The sequence below is a fragment of the Bacillus sp. FSL K6-1218 genome (genome assembly GCF_038006445.1).
GTDB lineage: Bacteria > Bacillota > Bacilli > Bacillales > Bacillaceae_G > Bacillus_A > Bacillus_A thuringiensis_S.
Map to the genome: position 1 here is coordinate 1,573,281 of NZ_JBBOVE010000001.1, position 23,232 is coordinate 1,596,512.

The following is a 23,232-nucleotide window of genomic DNA, read 5'->3' on the forward strand; positions in this document are numbered from 1 at the left end:
ACATGTACAAGTTGATTTAGTAATAATGATTTAAATGTCTAGATAAGGGGATGGAGTATGATTGAATTGGAAATTAGGGTGGAGCGTCTTAGGAAAGAACAAATAGGCGATATTGTATCGTTATCTTCTTATATTGGCTGGGATTATAACAGAGAAGAAATTGAGACTATTTTTGATTCAGGTATCGTATATGGTGTGTGGAATGAGAGGGAGAAACTAATTGCTAGCGCGGCAATAATATTATATGGGGAGAAATTAGCGTCTATCGGAATGGTCATTGTACATCCAGATTATAAGGGGAGAGGGATTGGAAAGGCGATAACGAATTCATGTATTAAGAGCGTATCGGTTCAAACTCCCATTATACTTATTGCTACGGATGAAGGGAAGCCCTTATATGAAAAATTAGGATTTAGGGTAGTAAGCTATGTTTCTAAATATATTTGTAACTCGTACAATGTGAATGATTATTGTGTAGGAAATGAAGATTATATGGTGAAGTATGAAGAGTGTGATTTAGAAGAAATAATAAAATTAGATGAAAATGCGTTTGGAACAAATAGAAAAGTATTCTTAAAGAAAAGAATGATACAAAGTGAACAGTGCATCGTTGTAAAGGACAACAAACGAAATGTATTAGGTTACGGTTTAAGTATACAAACATCAGAAAATAAAATAATAGGACCAGTTGTTGCGAAAAATGATACGATGGCAATGAGGATTGTACATTATTTAGCAAGAGAGCATCATGGTAAATTAAGAATGGATGTACCAGAAGGAAAGAATGGTTTCATGAATGAATTAGAGATTACTGGTTTTCAAAAGGTTAATACACCACCAATTATGATGAAAAATAGCGATAAATTATTAAAAAGGAGTAATGAACTGTATAGCATTGCAGCACAAGTTTTTGGGTGAAAAAAGAATCCTTTCGTGAAAAGGATTCTTTTTTATAGCCAATTTAATCACGATATTGGTCATGAGTTGGCTGAAAGAGGTCTTCCTCGATATCTCTCACCATAGAAAAATTATCAACGTTATAATGACCGTGTAAAGTTTTATTGTGATGACCAATAATTTGTTCTGCAGACAATACGTTAGAATCAGTTGTTGAATGCCCGTTTTTAATTAATGTAACGTCAAATCCTTGTACAGTTGCTGTCCTAACGGCAGTGTCAATACAATGTTCTGTTTTACATCCGCCTATAACAATATGATTAATGTTTTCTTCTTTTAAAAGTTCAAGTAAAGAAGTGCCGTAGAATGAATTGGTTGCTGCTTTATTAATAAGGATTGCAGACTGGGGTACTTGAATTTGATTATGTACTTCAAATCCTTCGCCGCTGCCAGAAGCAACATCGATATCTCTTACGAAAACAATAAGAGCATTTGAATCTATTGCTTTCTGCAGTGCTGTATTTAGTGTAGATAATAGCTCGGTTTTGCGAAAAACTTCATTTTCTTGCTCATTTCCATCAATTAATTCTTGTTGAGCGTCGATAATTAATAGTGCTTGTTTCATCGTGTCTCCCCTTTAATATGAAATAAGTTCCACTTTACATATTCCTTCAGGTTGTTAGGAAATCCTCCATTGTAAGCGAAGTAGAAGATTGATTTACAAAGTTGTCAAAGAAATTTCATTCTCATAGCGTGTAAAAACATGTATGATAGGAGATGGAGAATTTTTGAGTAGGTGGGAATAACATGCAAACAGTAGAAGATTATCTTTCATTCTTACATACGAAAGGATTTAAATTATCAGAGGAAGCACAAGGGTTTATTATGTTCGGACAAGGATATACTGGTGCGTCTGATGGGATTGTGAACGCAGCAATAGAAGCAACAATTAAACATCAATTGCAGTTTGATGGTAGTTATTTCGTTGCGTTATTAGAACGATTGAAAGAGGAAGAAATTACAGATAAAAAAAGCGCTAAGGCTTTTATGCGGAAGTTACAAGCGTAACTTCACGCAGCCTGCGCTTCTTTTTTTGTTTTGGAAGGTAATTCAACAAAAATCATGCCTAGGAAAATACAGAGGCATCCGATAATAGCAGAAATAGAAAGTTGTTCGTTTGCAACGAGAACGCCTGTTAAGGCAGCAAAAACGGGTTCCATTGCGAAAATAATTGCTACTCTCGTTGGAGAAGTGTGCTTTTGGGCCGATGTTTGAATGAAAAAAGCAATAGATGTTGCAAACAGGGCAGTTAGAAAGAGTGCGAATAAAAAAGATTGATTCGTCCATAGTGATACTGAAAATAATTTTTCCCAATCTTCAAACAAGAAAGCGCAAATAGAAGAAAATATACCAACAGCTAATACTTGAGATGTGCTTAATAATAAAGGTGATATTTTCTTAGAAAAGAAGCCGTTAATAAGAATATGGGCAGCGAAAGCGATTGCACAACCGAGAACAAGTATATCTCCTATATTTAATTGGAAAGAATCAGCAGCTGTTAATAAGTATAAACCTGTTGTAGCTACAGCAATACCAAGTACAATGAAAATGGTAGCTTTTTGTTTTAAAAAGATAAAAGATAGAATTGGTACCATAACGATACTAAGCCCTGTTAAGAAGCCTGCTTTTGAAGAAGTTGTATAAAGTAAGCCGAATGTTTGTAATACATAGCCAACACATAAAAAGAACCCAACGATTAATCCAGCGAGGCTACTCTGTTTTATATCTTGTTTTGAAGTGTTTTTTGAGAAAATCATTTGAACGAATAATAAAATAATTCCAGCGAATAAAAAGCGAATACCATTAAAAGTAAATGGACCAACGAAAGACATAGCGTTTTGAACGACAACAAACGTAGCTCCCCAAATAAAAGAGACAAATAATAAAGCAAGAGGAGCAATCCACTCTTTTTTCACACTCATACCCCCGTTAATTTTGTAAGATAGCTTTTCTAGCTAATTCATCAGCTACTTTATTTTGACTACTTGGAATCCACTTAATAAAAAAGAGATCGAAACTTTTTATGTACTGTAGTGCTTCCTCTAATAGTGGTGCGAACATTTTATTTTTTGCGTATTCTTTTTCGACAGCTCGCTCGACAAGTTGTGAATCTGTACGAAAAGAGACAATGTTATAATTATGCTCCGTGCAATATTTTAATGCCGCAAGTAAAGCGTGGTATTCTGCTTCATGATTGGACATTGTCCCAAGGGGCAATGATAATTGTACAGCTGGTTGAACGCCTTTAATAAACACCCCTGCACCAGAAGGACCAGGATTTCCTTTTGATGCACCATCAATATATACTTCAATCAAAATGAGAAACCTCCAAATTATAAGATGATCCCCTACTTAAATATTTTTTGAAGTAGGGGATAGAGTAGTTATCCGATTGTGATGCTGTAACGACATGTAAATGTTTCATTCGCTTGTAAAGATTGAATTCCCTTTTTGTCCTTGAAATCTTTTGCTGGTTTTACTTCATCAGCGATTCCATACCAAGGTTCAATACATAAGAAAGGTGCGTTATCCCCTGGTGTCCATACGCCGACAAATGGGAACCCATCAAATTCTACTTTTACAAATTTATTATGTTTATGAGAACGAATCGAAATTTCATTTGTATTCATATTTTCAAAAATAAGTGCATCATTTTTGAATAAATCATATGTAAGTGGCAATTCAGTCGTATTTTCAGCGATTAATTGCTTTTTGTTTGAAAGATAAGGTCCTTCTAATACGCTTGTTTCTAAGCGTTCCGAACCATTAAACGATAAGTGATAATCTGTAAATGATTCACCGTCCAATAAAGGGAAGTTGAATCCAGGATGTGCTCCGATTGAGAAGAACATCTCTTTAGAAGTAGGATTGTTTACTTCATATGTTACATGAACGCTTTGTCCTTCTAGCTCATAAGAAACGAGTAATTCGAATTCATATGGGTATTTTTTTAACGTTTCTTCATTACTAGTAACGATATAAGTGATCTTTGTTTCACTTTGTTCTTTCACTGAGAAAGTAAGATCACGAGCGAAACCGTGTTGTGTTAATGAATATGGTTTACCGTCTACGTAGTATGTATTATCTACTAATCGGCCAACAATTGGGAACAAAATTGGTGCGCGACGTCCCCAATATGTAGAATCACCTTGCCATAAATATTCTGTGTTGTCTTCTTTTAAGCGAACGCTTTGTAATTCTGCACCTTTGTCAGAAATGGAAACGATCACTTTTTCATTTTGGATTGTTGCTGTCATGAAGTGAAACCTCCTAAATCTTTCATATGTTTCATTATACGTTGTCTAAAAGGAAAAAGGTAGTTTATGATAGGAATCTATTGACGAAAGAGGGGCTACCACGTAAAATATAATCTTGTTGCTTAAAAAACGAATAACGTGGTTCGAAACCATCCCACGTAAAAAAACTAAGGAGATTTTGTCATGAATATTAGAACTTTAGTCGGTAATGGTATTTTAGCGGCATTATATATTGCTGTTTCTATGCTTATTCAGCCATTTGGCTTTACGAATGTACAATTTCGTATTTCAGAGATGTTTAATCATCTCGTTGTATTTAACAAGAAAGCAATTTACGGAATTGTATTAGGTGTATTTTTAACGAATCTCTTTTTCTCACCTATGATCGCTTACGATTTAGTATTTGGAGTAGGGCAATCTATTCTTGCGTTAGTTGCAACGATTATTTCTATGCGATTTATTAAAGGTGTTTGGGCTCGTATGATTTTTAATACAGTTATCTTTACGATTACAATGTTTATGATTGCAATTGAACTTCATCTTGCATTGGATTTACCATTTATGTTGTCTTGGTTAACGTGTGCAATCGGTGAATTTGTTGTCATGGCGATCGGTATGCCTGTAATGTACTGGATTAATAAGCGAGTACAATTTGAAAGATTTATGTAATAGATGAAAGAGCTATTCCTATAGGGATAGCTCTTTTTGTATGTAATCATATTGAATATAATGCTGTGACTCTTGATAAAATATAATAAAATAAAGTGAGGCTTTCATGAGCTGGCTACATATAAGAAGTCTTACATAAGGGGAATCTAGTATGAAATATAAAATTCATTGGTTGTATAAAACGAAGCGAGGATTGCAGACGGAATTAACAACAGATTATATGAACATAGAAGAAATACTTCAATTTGCAGAGGATTTTGAGAAAACAGGAAGAGCTAAGGAACTTTTATTTTACGATGAAATGGATGCAGAATGGTCATTAAAGGAAATGAAAAAACTGAGTAAACAAGTAGAGGAAGAGCCCCAAGAAATACTCGTTTATTTTGATGGGGGGTATGATGTGCAAACGAAAGAAGCTGGCGTTGGTATATGTGTGTACTATAAAAAAGGAAATACAAACTACCGCATTCGCCGCAATGCATATATAGAAGGTATAGATGATAATAATGAAGCGGAATATGCATCACTATTATACGGTATGAATATACTCGAGGAACTAGGGATTAAGTATGAAGCAGTTACACTTCGCGGAGACTCACAAGTGGTACTGCAGCAATTAGTCGGAGAATGGCCTTGTTATGATGAACATTTAAATCATTATTTAGATCAAATTGAACAAAAGGCGAAGCAAATGAAATTAAAACTTGTATGTGAGCCGATATCTAGAAAACAAAATAAAGAAGCACATCAATTAGCAACGCAAGCATTAGAAGGAACAGTTATTGATAGTCATAAAGAAATAACCGAATAGAGAGGTGCAAAGGTGGATAAAAAGCAACTCATTACAGAGGTAAATGACTTATTAGAAACATATTGTGAAGGATGTTTCTTGCGAGAACATAATCGAAAGACAAATAGTAAATATTATGCACATTCATTTTGTATAAGACAGTGTACAGTTGGAGAAACATTGAAAAAGTATGGAGAACAGTTGTCATAAAAAAACATCCAGAGAAAATTCTCTGGATGTTTTTTTAGTGCTTTGCTTCTTTTAATTGCTGCTCGCATTTGCTTAGTTTCTTTTCCTCGTTCATTAAAAATGGTTCATCTAAATCTACTGCAACAGATTTCATAATTTCAAGCTGTGAGCGAGCTGCTTCTACTGCAGTAGTGGCATGCTCTAATGTGTCTGGATCCATTGAAATTGTTGCAGAACCTACCATCTTTTGTGCTGTTTCTACACGGAATTTTACTTCTTCAAAATCATTTACTTCTGATCCCATTAATAATTCCTCCTTTGTATAGTGCGCATTTTACATAGTTTTTGCTCTGTAAAACGGAAATATACAAAGGAATAACAAAGAAGGTTACCAAGTAAGGTAACCTCCTGTTATATGTTGGATTAAAGTTTTACTACGTTAGCAGCTTGAGGTCCACGGTTACCTTCAGTAATGTCGAAAGATACTTCTTGACCTTCTTCTAAAGCTTTGTAGCCGTCTCCTTGAATAGCAGAGAAATGTACGAATACATCGTCAGCGCCTTCCATTTCGATAAATCCAAAACCTTTTTCGTTGTTAAACCATTTTACTTTTCCTTGCATGTTACAATTCCTCCTAAAAGCGTTTACTATTTTCATTTAGTGAAATTCATTTAAAGAAATAATATAAACTAAAAATGCTATATTCTTGAATATTCTGCTAAATGATTAATTTAAATATACACGAATTGGGAGAATTTAGTCAAGTAAGCGGTTTTATTTTTTTATATTTTTAAATAATTTTCCAATCAAATTTTAAATAGGTATAGGACAGGCCGAGTATGTAATATTCTTAATTGAATGCTATACATAACGAGGTGAAAGAATGAATAAGTCTTACTTATTAGATAATGAAGGAATGAGAACGAGAACTGACATACCGAATTGGGTTGCAAAAGAATTTGAGATTTTTTCAAGTGTCGTGTTAGAACCAACTTTTCCATGTTATTTCGGTTTAACTGCTTTGAAAAAGAATGAACTTCGTTATTCATTTCTTTCTCATAATGATTGGAGTCATTTGCCGCATACAATGTTATCTTTTTTAGAGTTAATGAAAGAGAGGCCGATTGTAAGAAGGGGCTTTTTCCTTTTTGTAGAACCGCAATGTGAAGAACAATCACTCGAATATTACCGTGATTCCTTTTGGAAAGTGTTACAGTATTTACATGAAAACGATAATCAAGCATGGCCAAAGCAAATTCCTGAAGATCCAGACCATTATTTATGGGAATTTTCATTTGGTGGTGAGCCAATATTCGCATTTGGAAACGCGCCAGCTTATAAACAACGAAAAACTAGACATTTAGGGAATTCTCTCGTTATTGGGTTTCAGCCACGCACTATTTTTGATGGATTAGAGGGGGATCGTCCTAAAGGAGCATATTCAAGACAAATGGTCCGTGAGCGAGTTGAAAAGTGGGATCAATTGCCGAAACATCCTAACATTAGTCATTATGGTGACCCAGAGCATCGTGAATGGAAACAATATTTCATAGGAGACGATGTAGAACCAATAAAAGGGAAATGTCCTTTTCTTCATAGGATAGAAAAGTAAGAGCCATCACCTAGATGGCTCTTTTGTATATTTTGGATAAAAAAGGGTATTTTATTATGAAAGCTAGTCTATTTTTTCAAATTACATCATTAACTAGTAGTAAAGAGATTAGAAAGGATAGAGCGATGTTTGGAGCAATTATACAGCAAATCGTATTAGGTATTTCATTAGCTGCGCCAGTAGGGCCGATTAATATTGAAATGTTAAAACGAGGAATTGAACGTGGGTTTTGGCATGCTTGGGTTGTTGGAATTGGTGGAATGACTGCAGATGTTTTATTTATGCTTCTCATTTATTTCGGTTTATCTTCTGTGTTTATGTATACATATGTACAAGCCTTCATGTATTGCACGGGTTTTTTCTTGTTATTTTATTTAGGATTTCAAAGTGTAAAACAAGGAATTTTCCACTCGAATATGGAATATAAAAAAGAAGAGGTAGGTGGCCTTAAGCAATCGTTTATGGCAGGATTTTTAATTGCGATATCCAATCCATTAAATCTTGTTTTTTGGTTTGGTATATACGGAAGTACACTTAGCTCATTACTTACGAAGGTAACGAAACAAGAAGCTTTTTTGTACAGTCTTTGCATTATTGCTGGTATTATTTTATGGAATTTAAATATTGCTTTTTCTGTACATTTTGGAAGAACTTTATTAAAACCAAAAGCACTTGGCTACATAACAGCCGGAGCAGGTATTATTTTAGTAGGTTACTCTATACATTTTGCATACAAAGCTTTACAGTTGTTCACATAAGATTGAAGGGGAGATTTTTATGTATCGAACCACTATTGACGGAAAAGAAATTATCATTACGTTAGCGCCAAAAATCCGAAAAGAAATTATTGATAGAAATCCACTATATGAAGCGGTATTTCATAATGCTGCAAGATTGCTACAAACAAAGCAACCGACGTTTGCAGTAAATCATGAAATATTTGGTCTCATTATTGGAGAAGTGCAAAGAGGAGAAGTAACAGTGTTTGCAGTGGAACATATTATTCCGAAGCAAAATATATTTGGACCAAACAATTTTTTCTCGACAATAGAACAGCAGGCAAATTTGTAAAGTGAATAGAAAAGAAATAGTCGTAACGATATGTTGCGGCTGTTTTTTGGGAAAAGGGGAAAACAAGATGAAGAAAGTGGGGAAAGAGTTCTTTTTACAACATGATATCGTTATTATGTATAGCATTCTATTTATTTTCATTATTATTTTAAAAATGCAATTTTTCTCTTGGGTTGGCATGTTAGCATGTATGTTTGGGATTGTTTTCTATACACTTAATGAATATATGACACATCGTTTTTTATTTCATATAAAGTCCCCTAAAAACACATTTCTATTAAAAATGTTAAGAAGATTACATTATGATCACCACGTATATCCAGATGATTTAAAACTTTTGTTTTTACCTGTATGGTTTAGTATACCTAGTTTTACTATATATTTACTTATAGCATATGGTATTACAAAAAGTGTTACTATTACACTTTCATTTGGAATCGGAATGATTATTATGCTGCTCGTTTACGAATGGAAACATTATATTGCCCATAGACCGATTCGTCCCGTCACTAAGTTTGGAAGATGGCTAAAAAAACAACATATATTACACCATTATAAAAACGAAAAGTTTTGGTTCGGTGTTTCAAATCCAGTATTCGATTTTATATTTGGAACACTTAAAGACGGAAAAGAGGTTGAGTTAAGCGAAACAGCTCGTAATTTAGAAAAGGAAAAAAAGACAAAAGTAGTGCGTTAAGCACTGCTTTTGTCTTAATGAGGAAAAAATAAGTAAGGTGTCACTTTATGTTGAAAAAGTATATTAAAAATTTAGGGGAAATTGCCGAAAAATGTCTATCAAAAAATCTTTGCATGAATGCATGGATTGTCTACAATAAGTATAAGTTTCTGAATATTTATAAAATTTAGCCTTTATGTATGCAAGGGGGAAGTGCATTTTAAGTAAGAGAGGGGATCGGTTAATGAAACGAGATGATACATCAGCACGTAAGTTGCAAAATGAGGTGAATTATACAGAGGTCGTTCAGTCGGAAGAGTTTCAATTGTTATTAAATACGAAAAAGAAGTTTATCATTCCAATGAGTATTTTCTTTTTTAGTTTTTTTATCGCATTACCTATTTTAACATCGTATTCAAAGGTGCTCAATACACCTGCATTTGGTGACGTTACATGGGCGTGGGTATTTGCTTTTTCCCAATTTATCATGACATGGGCACTGTGTATGATTTATAGTAAAAAAGCAGAATCATTTGATGAAATCTCCCGAAAAATTCTGCAAGATATGCAAAAAGGGAGGGGCTGAACTTGAATACTACTGCGTTTGCACTATTTTTAATTATTGTTCTTGGTACGCTTGTCATAACCTATTTTGCATCGAAAAAAACGAAAAATGCGAGTGAATTTTATACGGCTGGAGGGGGATTAACTGGTTGGCAAAATGGTCTGGCCATTGCTGGAGATTACATGTCTGCTGCTTCATTTCTTGGTATAGCCGGGGCAATCGCATTAACTGGGTTTGATGGATTTTTTTATAGTATCGGCTTTTTAGTTGCTTATTTAGTTGTACTATATCTTGTTGCAGAACCGCTTAGAAATTTAGGGAAGTATACTTTGGCGGATATGATTGCAGCACGCTTTGATGCGAAAAAAGTTCGCGGAGTCGCGGCTCTTAATACGATGACGATTTCTATCTTTTATATGATTGCACAATTAGTTGGCGCGGGTGCACTTATTAAATTATTATTAGGGATTGAATATACGACATCTGTATTAATCGTTGGAACACTTATGACGGTGTATGTTATTTTTGGGGGTATGACAGCAACGAGCTGGGTACAAATTGTAAAGGCTGTATTACTTATGGCTGGTACGTTTATTATTTCTGTTATCGTTTTCGCAAAATTCAACTTCAGCGTGACTGAAATGTTCGCTCAAATGAAAACAGCTACACCATTAAAAGATTCATTTTTAAATCCAGGTGTAAAGTATAAGGATGGTCTTGATACACTTTCTTTAAATTTAGGACTAGTACTTGGTACAGCTGGATTACCACATATACTTGTCCGCTTTTTTACAGTACGTGATGCAAAAACTGCACGTCAATCTGTCGTTTATGCGACGTGGTTAATTGGTGCATTTTATATTATGACGATTTTCTTAGGATTTGGTGCGGCGGCTTTTGTAGGAAATGAAGCGATCATTAAAGCGAACCCAGCTGGTAATATGGCGGCACCTTTATTAGCAAAAGCGTTAGGTGGAGATTTCTTATTTGCTTTCGTATCAGCAATTGCTTTTGCGACGATTTTGGCTGTAGTGGCAGGTCTTGTATTAACAGCAGCATCAGCATTTGCACATGATTTTTATAATGAGATCATTCGCAAAGGGAAATCAACGGAAAAAGAGCAAGTATCCATGGCTCGTTATGCATCTATTGGAGTAGCGATACTATCCATTATACTTGCATTATTTGCCCAAACATTAAACGTAGCATTTTTAGTGTCTTTAGCATTTGCTGTTGCGGCGAGTGCAAACCTACCAGTTATATTATTTACAATATATTGGAAGCGTTTTAACACAACGGGTGCGATCTCTGGTATGATTGTAGGTCTCGTATCAGCAATTGTTCTTGTAGCCTTGAGTCCTAATGTTTGGAACCCTGTAGCTGGAAAAGCTATTTTTGTTGGGGAAGCGTTATTCCCATATACGACACCAGGAATTATTTCAATTCCACTCGGATTTCTTGCAGCATATTTAGGAACTGTTTTATCTAGTAAGAAAGAAGATGTAGCGAAATTTGATGAAATTCTCGTGAAATCTAATACTGGTCATGGTATTAGCGATGCGTCTTCACATTAAATAAAAGAGGAGCTTTTCGATAGATGAGAAAAGCTCTTTTTTCTTTTGGCATTTTCTTGTAAATATTACTGATTTATAAGTAGGATTTGTCTTAATTTTGTGGAATGAAAATAGCAGGGAGAAATTTAAATCATCATGGCACCAGCGCAGCTTTTGTGAAAAATAAGTTGTTATGGAAGGTGGAAGTAATGATGAAAACGAAGCAAACTGATGAATTATTAGCAAAAGATGAGCAATATGTTTGGCACGGAATGCGTCCCTTTAGTCCAAATAGTACAATGGTAGGGGCAAAAGCTGAAGGGTGCTGGGTTGAAGATATACAAGGAAAAAGATATTTAGATGGTATGAGTGGTCTTTGGTGTGTGAATAGTGGATATGGAAGAAAGGAGCTCGCAGAAGCGGCTTATAAGCAATTACAAACATTATCATACTTTCCAATGTCACAATCTCATGAACCAGCTATAAAGCTTGCTGAAAAGTTAAATGAGTGGCTTGGGGGAGAGTATGTTATTTTCTTCTCAAATAGTGGTTCAGAAGCGAACGAAACAGCTTTTAAAATAGCAAGGCAATACTATGCGCAAAAAGGTGAACCACATCGTTATAAATTTATGTCACGTTATCGTGGGTATCACGGGAATACAATGGCGACAATGGCAGCGACGGGACAAGCGCAGCGTAGATATCAATATGAGCCGTTTGCTTCAGGCTTTTTACACGTAACACCACCGGATTGTTACCGTATGCCTGGGATTGAAGGGCAGCATATTTATGATGTAGAATGTGTGAAAGAAGTCGATCGTGTTATGACGTGGGAATTAAGTGAAACAATTGCCGCTTTTATTATGGAACCAATTATCACAGGCGGTGGCATATTAATGCCACCACAAGACTATATGAAAGCTGTTCATGAGACGTGTCAAAAACACAGTGCGCTACTTATTAGTGACGAAGTGATTTGCGGTTTCGGGCGTACAGGAAAAGCATTTGGATTTATGAATTATGATGTGAAGCCAGATATTATTACAATGGCAAAGGGCATTACGAGCGCATATTTACCATTATCTGCAACAGCTGTGAAAAAAGAAATATATGAGGCTTTTAAAGGTAAAGGAGAATATGAATTCTTCCGCCATATTAATACATTTGGTGGAAATCCAGCAGCTTGTGCATTAGCACTTAAAAACTTAGAGATTATGGAAAATGAAAATTTAATCGAGCGATCTGCGCAAATGGGTTCCCTTTTATTAGAGCAACTAAAAGATGAAATTGGGGAACATCCCCTTGTTGGGAATATTAGAGGAAAAGGTTTATTAGTTGGAATTGAATTAGTAAATGATAAAGAGACGAAAGAGCCAATTGATAACGACAAAATTGCAAGTGTCGTAAATGCTTGTAAAGAAAAGGGTTTAATTATAGGACGCAACGGTATGACAACAGCAGGATATAATAACGTCTTAACATTAGCACCGCCGCTTATTATATCAAGTGAAGAAATTGCCTTTGTTGTTGGAACGTTGAAGACGGCGATGGAACGTATTTAATAAATAGAGAGAGGAGCGAGCTGTAATATAAGGCTCGCTTTTGTTTAGTAGGAGGGGACTTTTAATGGAGAAATATGATCCGAACAAACATTATCACATCGGATATTATGAAGATGGATATGATTTAGAAGTGACGGCGTACAAAAGAATAAATGAACCAGTTTGGGATGCTTATCTTCCGCACTATGAGGCAGACGGTTTTTATAAGAAAGTGGAGGAAATGAAACTAGGCGAATATATAGATGATTATGGTATTAAGGTGTATTCATTTAGTAATGATATCGATGATGATGAAGCACGAATTATTTTTGAAAAATGGTTAAAAAAGAACGGGATTGTTTAAAGATAAAACAAAAAGGAGATTGCTATCTTATAAGATAGCAATCTCCTTTTATTATAGTAAACTTATTTACTTGCTTTCATTGCTTTATCTTTTGCACCAAAAGTATATTTTAACATTGGTGGTGTAATCATTGTAGTTAAAATAACGACAATAACGATTGCTGTAAAGTAATCTTGTGCCAATAGACCTGAAGAAAGTCCTGTTCCTGCGATGATAAGTGCAACTTCACCACGAGAAACCATTCCAGCACCGATAATTGCAGAAGACTTTGCATCAAATCCAGTCATGCGTGCACCGAATCCACAGCCGATTAATTTCGTTAATACAGCGATAACAGTTAATGCTAAGATGAACCAAATTTGATTGCCGATACCGTCAAATGTAATATTCATACCGATACTAACGAAGAATACTGGAACGAACATAGCATAAGCAATTGGTTCTACTTTCTTTTCTACTTCATGTTTGTAGTTCGTTTGAGAAATTGCAATACCAGCAGCGAAAGCACCGATAATACCGGCAATTCCTAATAATTCGCCGAAATATGCGAATGAGAAACAGATGATAAGAGCCGCGCTCACGATAGACTCAGATACGCGTAGTGGTGATAACCAACGCATAATCGCAGGAACACCTTTCCAACCGATTAAAATAATAGAAGCGAAGAATACAACCTTCTTCAAGATAATCATTGTTAAGTTAACATCATCAGTGCCTAAGAAGCTCATTGCGAATGCTAATAAAATAACAACAAGAATATCATCAAATACAGCTGCGCCCAGCATAGTTGTACTTTCACGTGTCTTCATCTTTCCTAAATCGCGAAGTGTTTGAACGGAAATACTAACACTTGTCGCACATAGAAGTAATCCTAAGAATACAGCGTTTCCTTGTTCCATTCCCATAACAAGACCGGAAACGTAACCACCTACGAATGGAAGAATGATACCCCCGAGTGCAACTGCTAAAGAAGAATTACGATTTGCGTTTAATTCATCTAAGTCTGTTTCAAGTCCTGCCATAAACATTAAAAGAATAACACCGACATTACTTAATTGTGTTAGAAGCTCTGAATTTTCAATCCAACCTAATATAGCTGGGCCGATAACGATACCGACAATTAATTTACCTAGCACAGAAGGTTGACCTAATCTAACACTAAGATCACCAGCAAGCTTTGTACTTAATAAAATAAGTGCAATTTGAAAGAAAAATTCGAATTCCATCTGATCCTCTCCTCGTCATTTTTAGTTTTATCATACGATTTCTCGGAATTTGCCTAATGAAAATATGTAAAACCCATTAAACAAAAGGGTCTGATTACAAGTTCTTTTGAACTCGTAATTTGAACCTGTAATTAATATATAATAAAATTTATTAAAAATCAATGAAAAAATAGCAGATTTTCATGATGGAATTTGATTTAGGTATGAAGGGAATGGCTATATAATAAGAAGAAATAAGGCAACATTTTTAATGAATTGGAGAAGGAAACATGTTATTAAATAAACGTTTTACAATTGGAGAAATGGCAAAAATGCATAATATCGCAGAATCCACATTAAGGTATTATGATGAAAAAGGAATTTTTCATCCGTCCATTGTTGATCCTCAAACGAATTATCGTTATTATACAATCGATCAATTTTCACTGTTAGATACGATTAAATTTTTACGCCAGTTAAATATTCCGTTAAAGGAAATTAAGAAATATATTGATGAAAGAAATCCAGCATACGCACTCAATTTACTGGAAAAACAACAAGAAATGATGTTGAAAAAACAAAGAGAAATTGAGTATGCTTTGGCAAAAATGGAGCATAGAATTCATTTAATTAAGGAAGCAACAAAAGCAAAAGCTGAACAAATGGTAATTAAAGAGATCCCGCAGCGAAAAATTACAGCAATTGCGGTTGCTCCAAATACGACGGATGATATGTTTGAGTACTACATCCATTCGTTGCAAAAAAATATGAGGCAAATGGATGATAGTTTATTTTCTGGAGATATTGGTGTAACTGTTGCGAAAAAAGGATTAATGCAAAATGAGTTTCAAGCATATAGCAGTGTTTTCATTCTTTTGGATTACATGCCCTTTCAAGTGCATAGCTCAGATGAAATTAAAGAAGGTATGTTTGCCTGTGTATATCATCATGGACCGTATGAAGAAACTGATGAAACATATAAGAGGTTAATGAAATATATTGATCAAGAAGGGTACGAAGTAAGTGGAGATGCGATTGAGATTGCATTAATCGATTGGTCTGTAACAGAAAATCCAGAGGAGCAAGTAACAGAAATTCAAATTCCTATAATGAAAAAATAAAGCAATAAGTTGTAGGACTCGTATAATTACAAATGAGGATCAAACACGATAATTAAGTTACTTATTTTTTAATTCTCTATTGACCTTCAAGTTACTTGAAGGTTTAAACTAAGAAAAGAGAGTTGAAAAAAAGGAGCATATTAGAGTATGGAAGCAACAGAAAAGTTAAGAGAAAAACCGATAAAAAGCTTATTTATTTCATATTTAATACCAGCCGTCCTCGGAATGGTATTAATGTCAGTTAATATTGTAATTGATGCGGTAATGATTAGTCGGGGAGTTGGAGCAAATGGATTAGCAGGAGTAAACGTGGCTATTCCAGCGTTTTCGATTTTCTTCTCTATTTCATTATGGATTGGAATGGGCGGGGCAACGTTATATTCAATTGCATTAGGTGAAAATAAGCGAGAAAGAGCAAGGTCTATTTTTACTCAATCCATGACAGTAGCAGTTGTTATCGTAGGTGTTTTAGCAGCTATTTGCTTATGGAGAATAGAAGATTTAGCATACTTATTTGGTGCAAATGAAGTGATTTTACCGTATGCATTAGACTATTTACACGTATTATTAACATTTGGAATGATATACGTTTTAGAAAATATTTTAAGTACATTTATTCGAAATGATGGAAATCCTAATTTAGCAATGGCAGGTCTTGTTGTAACGGCTGTATTAAACATAGTGTTTGACTATATCTTTATTTTTATTTTTGGATGGGGCGTAACAGGTGCTGCTTCAGCGACTATTCTTTCGGCAGCGATTGGTTTCCTTGTATTATTAACCCATTTCTTTAGAAAAAGTAGCATTTTAAAATGGACGAAATTCCATTTTGAATGGGATACTGTCAAACAAATTATGGTGATTGGTTTCCCAAGTTTTACAGCAGAAAGTACGGTTGCAATCGTAACGATTGGTTTTAATATCGCATTCGTCCAATATGCAGGAGAAGTAGGAGTAGCTTCCTATGCGATGGTGAATAGTATTCATGCAATGGCATTACTATTATTCTTCGGTGTAGGTGCTGCATTGCAACCGATTGCTAGTTTCCATTATGGTGCAAACTTATCAGAAAGATTGCGTGAAGGATTGCAGTTTGCTGTGAAAATTGCTGTTGTACTTGGGGGCATTGCAATAATTGTCGGATTATTCTTCGGGAAATATATCATTGGTCTATTTGATGTCCAATCTCCAGAATTATTGGAGTTAACATTAACGGGTATTAGCTTATTCTTTATTCAATACGTATTTTTAGGCTATAACATCGTGTATGGAGAGTACTTCCAATCAGTGCGACAAACGAAGAAATCAGTACTGATTATAATGAGCCGAGGGTTACTATTTATTCTTCCATTGTTATGGATTATGCCAAAATTATTTGGGATAAACGGAATTTGGCTCGTTATGCCAGTTGCGGAAGTAATGACTGCGATTATCGTATTTACGATGAATCGTATGAAACATCCTGTTCCATTAAATATAGCAGGAGAGAAAGAAGCGATATGATGAAGAAAATCCCCTTAAGCAATTAAGGGGGTTTTTTATTCCTTTAAACTAATCGCAAAAGATCCATCTGTTTCTTGAACAGAAGCGAAAGCAACGTTTTTAATATGTGTAATTCCTTTTTCTTTTAATTCTTTATATAACCATTTTTCATTTTTATGGATTAACTTTAAGTTATCGTATTGAATTTGTGAATCGACGATAAGTGCAATTGGTAATCCAGCATACTTAACATCTATGTTTAAATCTTTTGGAGTTAATGGTACAAGTTCTCTTTTTGGTAAAATACTAATAGCTCCGTTCGCTTCTAAAATGGCGTATTCAATTTCATGAACACTTGGATATCCTGCAACGCGAAGATTAGAAAGTAGTTCGGCAATGGGATATCTACTTTTTTGTAAGTTCTCAAAAATAATATCACCATGTTTAATTAAAATGATAGGGTGTCCGAGAATAAAACGATTTAGTTTGTTGAATAGGCTTAATTTTGTAAGGAGTAAATGTAAACATGTAATAACAACCATACCGAGAAATGCTTGTAAAGCACCAGAGACGGGTATGGCCTGGAAAGCTAAATAAGATAAAAAAATTATAGCCCCAAAATCATGAGGAGTTAGTTGTGCTAAAGCAGACTTACCGAGCATCTTAAGTGATAATAAAAATAAGATAAAAAAGAACGATACGTTACATAAAAAGAGAAGCAATAGAGACACTCCTTCGTGCAAAGTTGTACTTACTGTTCCCGAAAGTAATATAAATATTACCTTTCAGAGGAGAAATTAGGGTTTATTGAAATCTGTCTGTATACAAACAAATAAATGGATATTATCATGAAGGAAGTAAAAGAAAATAGGAGTATATGAATATGAGAAAGAAGAAAATAATGAAGTGCATTTTAGTTGTCATAATGATTTGCGCCGTGTATATGGGGTTTTTACAATATCACATTTATAAGCATGGGCATATGAATGCAACCTACGATGCTGACTACATAATTGTACTAGGATCGAAAGTAAATGGGACGAAACCATCTTATTCATTGCAATATCGTATTGATAAAGCAGCTGAATATTTAAAATCACATGAGAAAACAATTGCTATTGTATCTGGCGGACAAGGAAAAGGTGAAGACATTTCAGAAGCATTAGCAATGAAACAAGGATTAATAAAACAAAACATCGCAGAAGACCGTATTATAATGGAGGACAAATCTACGAGCACAGATGAGAACATTACATTCTCAAAACCGTTAATACCAGCCGATATGAAAAAAGGTATGATCGTAACAAACGATTTTCATATGTTTAGAGCAAAAAAAATAGCGGCCAAACAAGGTTTACAATTAGAAGGTCTTCCGGCAAAAACACCGAAACCAATCATCATTCCATCGAATGTACGAGAATATTTAGCAATTACACAATATTGGTTTATGAATCGAATATAGAGAAAATAATCCCGCCTGAAATTTCAGACGGGATTATTTTAGAGGAAAATCTTACAAATATGTCACGTTAGTGAAAGGTAAAGCGATAGTTTCTAGAATGGTTTCCTGACATAATGAAGGTAACAAAAACTATTTAGAGGTGAATCGGATGAAAGGAAATAATATTTTATCTTCGTTATGTTACTTTAGTATCTTTTTTGCACCATTTTTACTACCAATTATCGTGTACTTTGTTGCAGAAGATGAAGTGAAGTATCACGCGAAAAAAGCATTTTGGTCACATGTTTTCCCATACGCAATCTTATTTGGAGGACTAGCAGTATCAGGCATGTACGGTTTAGGTTTCAATCAATCTGACGGTGCTGGAATTGGAATGATTATCACATATGCAGTGTTCATTCTTGTAGGAATTTACTACTTCATTTGGAATATCGTAAAAGGTATTAAAGTTTTGAAAACGGCGTAATAAGACAAGAAAAAATTTCATTTAAATTACCGTTAATATAATTTCATTTACCGTATTCATAGACGTTTTAAAAAAAGAGCAATTCAAAAAAGAATTGCTCTTTTTGTGCTTATAAGTTGTGAATAATGAAAAAGATGTGTTAATTTTTCATTATGAAGAGAAAAAGGAGTGATTTTCATGAATGAGATAATACATAAGATGGAGCAACATGTTTCAGTTCGTAAATATAAAGAAGAATCAATTCCGAAAGATGTAGTAGAAAAGATGGTGCACGCTGCACAACATGCAGCTTCATCACATTTTGTACAGGCGTATTCTGTTATATATGTAACAGATCAGGAATTAAAAGCTAAACTAGCAGAGCTATCCGGAAATCGCCATGTGAAAGACTGTGCAGCATTTTTTATTTGTTGTGCAGATTTAAAACGACTTGAAATTGCATGTGAAAAACATGGTACAGAGATAAAGCATGAGGGAGTAGAAGACTTTATCGTTGCGACGGTAGATGCTTCACTTTTTGCGCAAAACTTAGCACTAGCGGCAGAGTCATTAGGCTACGGTATTTGTTATATTGGTGGTATTCGTAATAATCCGAGAGAAGTGAGCGAATTGCTTCATTTACCGGATAAAGTATATCCTGTATTCGGAATGACAGTCGGTGTACCAGATGAAGAACATGGAGTTAAACCACGTTTACCAGTAGCAGCAGTTCTTCATGAAAATGGATATAATGAACAGAAATATGATGAATTACTAAATGAATATGATGAAACGATGAGCGCGTATTACAAAGAAAGATCATCAAATCAAAAAAACGTAACGTGGACGGAATCAATGAGTTCATTTATGTCCAAAGAAAAAAGAATGCATATGAAAGAGTTTTTAAGTGAAAAAGGTTTAAATAAGAAGTGAGTAAAGAGGCAAACCTGTGATGTGGGTTTGCCTTTTTTGGAAGGAGAAATACCTAAGTTCAGAAAGTTCTTTATTCTTTCTGAACTTAGGTATTTTGTTTGTTATCATATACATAGAAATAAAAATTAATAATTTTTTACAAAAGTGATAGAAAAAGAGAATGAAATGCCAATAGTAAGTAAAAGCAGCTGCTAAAGGGGAACTGAGGAAGGAAGATGCTTATGATTTTCAATTCTGAAGAGGATTTAATTATAGCTATGAAAAAACATGATCAAGATGCTTTGAAAGAAGTGATTGATCAATATGGAAAATTAATTTTGTACATTATTCATAAATCATTAAGTACCCCTATTGAAAAACAATATGTGGATGATTGTTATAACGATGTATTTACTGTCATTTGGTTTAATATCGACCAATTTGATACAGAAAAGGGAAACTTAAAATCTTGGATGATTGGTATTAGTAAATTGAAGGCATTGGAATATAAAAAGAAAGTATATAAAGAGAATACAATCGATAAAGACGTAGAAATAGATACAGGTGTCCATGATAGGTATGAAATAGAACAAGAAGAAGAGATTATGGAAATAGTTCAAGATTTAAATAAGAAAGATCGATATATATATTTAAAGAGGTATATTGATGGATATTCCATTGACGATATCGCAAAAGAATTAAAAGTAACGGCGGATTATATATACAATCGAATTTCTCGTGGGAAGAAAAAACTTCAAAACTGTGGAAAGGGAGTGTGTAATATGGATAAAAGATTATTATCGATGTTAAATGAGCTCCAATATTCAGAAGAAGAAATTGCACGTTTAGAGAAAGAAGCGAATGAATCTATAAATATAGATAAGTATTATGTGAAAAACGGGGAGTTATTGAAGAAATTAACGGTGCAAATGTTGGAAGAATCAGTTCGGAAAGAGTTGCAAGAAGGAGAGGAAATACAATGTGAAATATTAGTGGAAGAAGGAAGTCTTGTAAATTCTAAAGTTATACCTAATATATTAACCACAGGTGCTACATTTTATTATTACATTGTTTTAACTAATACAAGGTTACAAATTATAGCGTTAGATTGTTATTTTAAAAAGTTAAATGAATACAGTGTATTAGTAAACTCAATTCAAGCAGTTTCGCAACATAAAAAAATGAAAAATGTATATGGAATTAAAATAAATAACAATTATATACAATTAGGAAGTAAAGAGTATAATCAAGAATTAGCAGTTTTAATTGGAAAGCTAAAACAATGTGGAGTGAAAGAAGAGAGATATAAAGATTTCGAAAAAAGTTGGATGATTTTTTTCAATGTGTTTGTAATAGCGATAGCTGGGCTTCTAGTTTTAAAATATTTAATGTGAAAATAAAAAGCGGCATAATAGCCGCTTTTTATCGTTTGGTTAGTATTTTATTTATGATTTTGTATTTTGAAAAACTTACTTATAATAAATGCAAACTTTCAATAAGAAGATACATACCCGTGCAACTTAAAAGGATGTACGTAAATATTTTGAAAATTCGTTGATTAAGCCATTTGAAAATAATTTGCCCTATATACAAACCTAGAAATACGATTGGAATAGCGTAAAAACTTGATTCCCAAATTGTTTTGTTTGTGCCAGTAAAGAGTATTTGAGTTAGTAGGCTAATGAAATATATAAATAGATAAAAAGCTAAAGTAGTTGCTCTCAATTTCTCTTTTTTCGTATCAGTTCCTGTAAAGTAAAGTAACAGGGGTGGTCCTGGCATACCGATACTTGTCGTTAAAAGACCAGATAATCCACCAACTATGAAATCTCTAGATTGTGTTGATCTAACCTTAACGTTGCATATTAGCAACAATGTTAATAGTAAGAGTAGGATGCTAACTGCTAATTTAAAAGTGTTTATGTTAACGGAAATGAAGATTAAAATACCAAAAGGTACACCAACTATACTTCCCAAAATAAACCTTTTCAGTAGAACAAAATCAACGTCCATTCTTATTTTCCAAATGAGTGAAATGGAGATAATTAAAGATAAAATAATGTTTATTTGTATAGCTTCTTGTGGTAGAAATAACATAAGTAAGAAAGGGGTTGCCATTATGGAAAAGCCAAAACCTGTACTTGCTTGCAGAATAGAAGCCACTAATATAATACATATGAAAATGAATGTAACACCCAAAACAGCCCTCCTCTTTAATCAAGTTTAACTAGTTGAAGTCTCTTATTTAAGTGCAAACTTTCACAAACTTATTTATATTTTAACATAAATATCTAGTTTTTTCTCAAATAGTGTTGCCATATAAGGGTCATTAACTAAAAAATCAGACTGATATTTTTAAACAATTTTATTATTGGGAAACAAATAATGAATGGGATTAAAATCTATTGATTATCATTAGATTATTCACTGAGATCCCCGCGATAAATAAGAAAAGCCATATAAAATTTACAAAAATACAGCATGTAGCTAATAAACTGCCAATCATTTGAGGAGAAAGAATTTCTAACAGCCCTCCTGTAAAAAACATAGATAACTGAATAAGAGATCCGTAAACGGAATAATGGAATGAAAAACTTTACCCATCATATTTTCGTGTGTGTAAGTTTGAAGTAATGTCGTATCAAGTGGAACGAGGATTCCTCCTGCTATGCGCATACAGAATAAAGTAACGATACCGATAATAAGTTGATCGGATAGAATGAATCCGAGAAAGAAAATTCCTTGTAATAAGTAGGCTCAACCGAATACTTTTTTCATTTTTTCTTTATTATGAGACATATAAAGATTAACGAGGAGGCTTCCAATCATAAGCCCAATGCCTTGAACTGTATATAAAATTCCAATGTTAGTGTGGAAAATTCTCTCGGCATAGATCGTTAGGAATAGCTGATAAGCGCCTCCAATAATGCCCCATGAAATGCCGACAAGAATTAATGTTAAAATAATTTTTGTTTGTAATATGTATGTATAACCATCTTTTATATCAGTGAAAAATGTTTCTTATTCCATATTAAACGATATTTTGTTAGTTGAAATCGCAAATAAGAGGGATATAAATTCATACGAAAGTATGAAAAAAACAGCTCAAATATGAGCTGTTTTTCTATAGTTTTTAGTTCATTTGTCAAGGATAGGATATATTAATATCCGTATCCGCCGCCACCCCAACAGCTACATCCGATGATGATTAGAAGGATGAATAGTACGATAAGCAAAGCAAATCCACCGCCGAAACCAGCGCAACTTCCACCATAACTCATATGTTTTCCTCCTTTTTAGTAAGTTAATCTATATGGTTCATGGACTACTATATACAGTATGTTTTTTGTACAGAAAACGA

At 34.0% G+C, this 23,232-nt stretch carries 29 protein-coding genes, 2 pseudogenes and 1 riboswitch; of the genes and pseudogenes, 20 read left to right on the forward strand and 11 right to left on the reverse strand.

The genetic code is table 11. The features are described from left to right. Positions 1–57: 57 nt before the first annotated feature. Positions 58–918 carry a GNAT family N-acetyltransferase gene (locus MHI26_RS08210; protein WP_061666865.1) on the forward strand — a complete coding sequence of 287 codons (861 nt, stop codon included), beginning with the start codon at positions 58–60 and terminating at the stop codon, positions 916–918. Positions 919–961: 43 nt separating this feature from the next. Here the strand turns inward: MHI26_RS08210 and MHI26_RS08215 are convergent, their stop codons facing one another. Beyond that, positions 962–1,522, reverse strand: a complete 561-nt coding sequence (locus tag MHI26_RS08215) for a cysteine hydrolase family protein (RefSeq protein ID WP_061666864.1) — start codon at positions 1,520–1,522, stop codon at positions 962–964. A gap of 182 nt (positions 1,523–1,704) precedes the next feature. Between MHI26_RS08215 and MHI26_RS08220 the strand changes: the two genes are divergently transcribed. Then, the gene (locus MHI26_RS08220; protein WP_001195212.1) at positions 1,705–1,965 is read left to right on the forward strand and encodes a DUF6123 family protein; all 261 of its coding nucleotides are present in this window, start codon (positions 1,705–1,707) and stop codon (positions 1,963–1,965) included. Positions 1,966–1,967: 2 nt separating this feature from the next. Here the strand turns inward: MHI26_RS08220 and MHI26_RS08225 are convergent, their stop codons facing one another. The 3 genes from MHI26_RS08225 to MHI26_RS08235 all read right to left on the reverse strand — a co-directional run bounded on the left by MHI26_RS08225 (position 1,968) and on the right by MHI26_RS08235 (position 4,214). Continuing rightward, on the reverse strand, positions 1,968–2,873 hold the full coding sequence (locus MHI26_RS08225) for a DMT family transporter (protein ID WP_061666863.1): 906 nt from the start codon (positions 2,871–2,873) through the stop codon (positions 1,968–1,970). A gap of 13 nt (positions 2,874–2,886) precedes the next feature. Continuing rightward, positions 2,887–3,273, reverse strand: a complete 387-nt coding sequence (locus MHI26_RS08230; RefSeq protein WP_000573873.1) for a reverse transcriptase-like protein — start codon at positions 3,271–3,273, stop codon at positions 2,887–2,889. A 68-nt stretch (positions 3,274–3,341) separates the two neighbouring features. After that, on the reverse strand, positions 3,342–4,214 hold the full coding sequence (locus MHI26_RS08235; RefSeq protein WP_061666862.1) for an aldose 1-epimerase family protein: 873 nt from the start codon (positions 4,212–4,214) through the stop codon (positions 3,342–3,344). Positions 4,215–4,346: 132 nt separating this feature from the next. After that, a riboswitch (PreQ1 riboswitch) is annotated at positions 4,347–4,391 on the forward strand. A 6-nt stretch (positions 4,392–4,397) separates the two neighbouring features. On the opposite strand from MHI26_RS08235, the gene MHI26_RS08240 reads away from it, so the two are divergent. From MHI26_RS08240 to MHI26_RS08250, 3 genes are all read left to right on the forward strand, one after another. Beyond that, positions 4,398–4,883 (forward strand): QueT transporter family protein, encoded by a 486-nt coding sequence (locus tag MHI26_RS08240; RefSeq protein ID WP_001026473.1) that lies wholly within the window; start codon positions 4,398–4,400, stop codon positions 4,881–4,883. Positions 4,884–5,034: 151 nt separating this feature from the next. Beyond that, the gene (locus tag MHI26_RS08245; protein ID WP_061666861.1) at positions 5,035–5,694 is read left to right on the forward strand and encodes a ribonuclease H family protein; all 660 of its coding nucleotides are present in this window, start codon (positions 5,035–5,037) and stop codon (positions 5,692–5,694) included. 12 nt (positions 5,695–5,706) lie between these two features. After that, positions 5,707–5,883: a zinc-finger domain-containing protein gene (locus MHI26_RS08250; RefSeq protein WP_000358801.1), complete on the forward strand. Its 177-nt coding sequence runs from the start codon at positions 5,707–5,709 to the stop codon at positions 5,881–5,883. A 34-nt stretch (positions 5,884–5,917) separates the two neighbouring features. Here the strand turns inward: MHI26_RS08250 and MHI26_RS08255 are convergent, their stop codons facing one another. Both MHI26_RS08255 and cspB read right to left on the reverse strand, forming a co-directional pair. Beyond that, a complete protein-coding gene (locus MHI26_RS08255; RefSeq protein WP_000534399.1) occupies positions 5,918–6,166 on the reverse strand; it encodes a DUF2564 family protein in 249 nt (82 codons plus the stop codon). A 119-nt stretch (positions 6,167–6,285) separates the two neighbouring features. Then, complete coding sequence (cspB, locus tag MHI26_RS08260; protein ID WP_001161731.1) at positions 6,286–6,483, reverse strand: cold shock-like protein CspB; 198 nt, start codon at positions 6,481–6,483, stop codon at positions 6,286–6,288. A gap of 262 nt (positions 6,484–6,745) precedes the next feature. On the opposite strand from cspB, the gene MHI26_RS08265 reads away from it, so the two are divergent. The 8 genes from MHI26_RS08265 (at position 6,746) to MHI26_RS08300 (ending at position 13,244) form a co-directional block, all read left to right on the forward strand. Then, entirely contained in the window at positions 6,746–7,474 is a 729-nt protein-coding gene (locus tag MHI26_RS08265; RefSeq protein WP_001043774.1) for a YqcI/YcgG family protein, read from the forward strand. Between the two features lie 14 nt (positions 7,475–7,488). Beyond that, positions 7,489–8,232, forward strand: coding sequence for a LysE family transporter (locus MHI26_RS08270; protein WP_001196840.1), 744 nt, complete (start codon positions 7,489–7,491; stop codon positions 8,230–8,232). Between the two features lie 19 nt (positions 8,233–8,251). After that, on the forward strand, positions 8,252–8,545 hold the full coding sequence (locus tag MHI26_RS08275; protein WP_000286356.1) for a hypothetical protein: 294 nt from the start codon (positions 8,252–8,254) through the stop codon (positions 8,543–8,545). 67 nt (positions 8,546–8,612) lie between these two features. Further along, positions 8,613–9,242, forward strand: a complete 630-nt coding sequence (locus MHI26_RS08280) for a sterol desaturase family protein (protein WP_061666860.1) — start codon at positions 8,613–8,615, stop codon at positions 9,240–9,242. A 223-nt stretch (positions 9,243–9,465) separates the two neighbouring features. Then, a complete protein-coding gene (locus MHI26_RS08285; protein ID WP_000817366.1) occupies positions 9,466–9,807 on the forward strand; it encodes a DUF485 domain-containing protein in 342 nt (113 codons plus the stop codon). A 2-nt stretch (positions 9,808–9,809) separates the two neighbouring features. Beyond that, complete coding sequence (locus MHI26_RS08290; RefSeq protein WP_061666859.1) at positions 9,810–11,360, forward strand: solute symporter family protein; 1,551 nt, start codon at positions 9,810–9,812, stop codon at positions 11,358–11,360. Positions 11,361–11,551: 191 nt separating this feature from the next. After that, complete coding sequence (locus MHI26_RS08295; protein WP_000850967.1) at positions 11,552–12,901, forward strand: aspartate aminotransferase family protein; 1,350 nt, start codon at positions 11,552–11,554, stop codon at positions 12,899–12,901. Between the two features lie 64 nt (positions 12,902–12,965). Beyond that, complete coding sequence (locus MHI26_RS08300; protein ID WP_000417069.1) at positions 12,966–13,244, forward strand: DUF3986 family protein; 279 nt, start codon at positions 12,966–12,968, stop codon at positions 13,242–13,244. 62 nt (positions 13,245–13,306) lie between these two features. On the opposite strand, the gene MHI26_RS08305 is transcribed toward MHI26_RS08300, so the two are convergent. Then, positions 13,307–14,470: a cation:proton antiporter gene (locus tag MHI26_RS08305; RefSeq protein WP_061666858.1), complete on the reverse strand. Its 1,164-nt coding sequence runs from the start codon at positions 14,468–14,470 to the stop codon at positions 13,307–13,309. Positions 14,471–14,739: 269 nt separating this feature from the next. Here MHI26_RS08305 and MHI26_RS08310 point away from each other — a divergent pair, with 269 nt between their 5' ends. Both MHI26_RS08310 and MHI26_RS08315 read left to right on the forward strand, forming a co-directional pair. Next, on the forward strand, positions 14,740–15,570 hold the full coding sequence (locus MHI26_RS08310; RefSeq protein ID WP_000925913.1) for a MerR family transcriptional regulator: 831 nt from the start codon (positions 14,740–14,742) through the stop codon (positions 15,568–15,570). Between the two features lie 147 nt (positions 15,571–15,717). Further along, entirely contained in the window at positions 15,718–17,073 is a 1,356-nt protein-coding gene (locus tag MHI26_RS08315; protein WP_000388397.1) for an MATE family efflux transporter, read from the forward strand. 35 nt (positions 17,074–17,108) lie between these two features. Here the strand turns inward: MHI26_RS08315 and MHI26_RS08320 are convergent, their stop codons facing one another. Continuing rightward, a complete protein-coding gene (locus tag MHI26_RS08320) occupies positions 17,109–17,774 on the reverse strand; it encodes a DUF421 domain-containing protein (protein ID WP_000923936.1) in 666 nt (221 codons plus the stop codon). Positions 17,775–17,935: 161 nt separating this feature from the next. Between MHI26_RS08320 and MHI26_RS08325 the strand changes: the two genes are divergently transcribed. The 5 genes and pseudogenes from MHI26_RS08325 to MHI26_RS08345 all read left to right on the forward strand — a co-directional run bounded on the left by MHI26_RS08325 (position 17,936) and on the right by MHI26_RS08345 (position 21,265). Continuing rightward, complete coding sequence (locus MHI26_RS08325; RefSeq protein WP_001227671.1) at positions 17,936–18,514, forward strand: YdcF family protein; 579 nt, start codon at positions 17,936–17,938, stop codon at positions 18,512–18,514. A gap of 148 nt (positions 18,515–18,662) precedes the next feature. Then, the gene (locus MHI26_RS08330; protein ID WP_000678056.1) at positions 18,663–18,980 is read left to right on the forward strand and encodes a DUF4870 domain-containing protein; all 318 of its coding nucleotides are present in this window, start codon (positions 18,663–18,665) and stop codon (positions 18,978–18,980) included. A gap of 177 nt (positions 18,981–19,157) precedes the next feature. Beyond that, positions 19,158–19,892: an oxygen-insensitive NADPH nitroreductase gene (gene nfsA / locus MHI26_RS08335; protein ID WP_061666857.1), complete on the forward strand. Its 735-nt coding sequence runs from the start codon at positions 19,158–19,160 to the stop codon at positions 19,890–19,892. A 215-nt stretch (positions 19,893–20,107) separates the two neighbouring features. Then, positions 20,108–20,652 (forward strand): annotated as a pseudogene (locus MHI26_RS08340) (sigma-70 family RNA polymerase sigma factor). 1 nt (position 20,653) lies between these two features. Next, entirely contained in the window at positions 20,654–21,265 is a 612-nt protein-coding gene (locus MHI26_RS08345) for a flagellar motor switch protein FliG (RefSeq protein ID WP_042973234.1), read from the forward strand. Positions 21,266–21,344: 79 nt separating this feature from the next. On the opposite strand, the gene MHI26_RS08350 is transcribed toward MHI26_RS08345, so the two are convergent. The 3 genes and pseudogenes from MHI26_RS08350 to MHI26_RS08360 all read right to left on the reverse strand — a co-directional run bounded on the left by MHI26_RS08350 (position 21,345) and on the right by MHI26_RS08360 (position 23,152). Further along, complete coding sequence (locus MHI26_RS08350) at positions 21,345–22,070, reverse strand: sulfite exporter TauE/SafE family protein (protein ID WP_000539221.1); 726 nt, start codon at positions 22,068–22,070, stop codon at positions 21,345–21,347. A 196-nt stretch (positions 22,071–22,266) separates the two neighbouring features. After that, positions 22,267–22,892, reverse strand: a pseudogene (locus tag MHI26_RS08355) (MFS transporter); the annotation flags it as partial. A 140-nt stretch (positions 22,893–23,032) separates the two neighbouring features. After that, positions 23,033–23,152 carry a YjcZ family sporulation protein gene (locus tag MHI26_RS08360; RefSeq protein WP_000120179.1) on the reverse strand — a complete coding sequence of 40 codons (120 nt, stop codon included), beginning with the start codon at positions 23,150–23,152 and terminating at the stop codon, positions 23,033–23,035. Positions 23,153–23,232 lie beyond the last annotated feature (80 nt).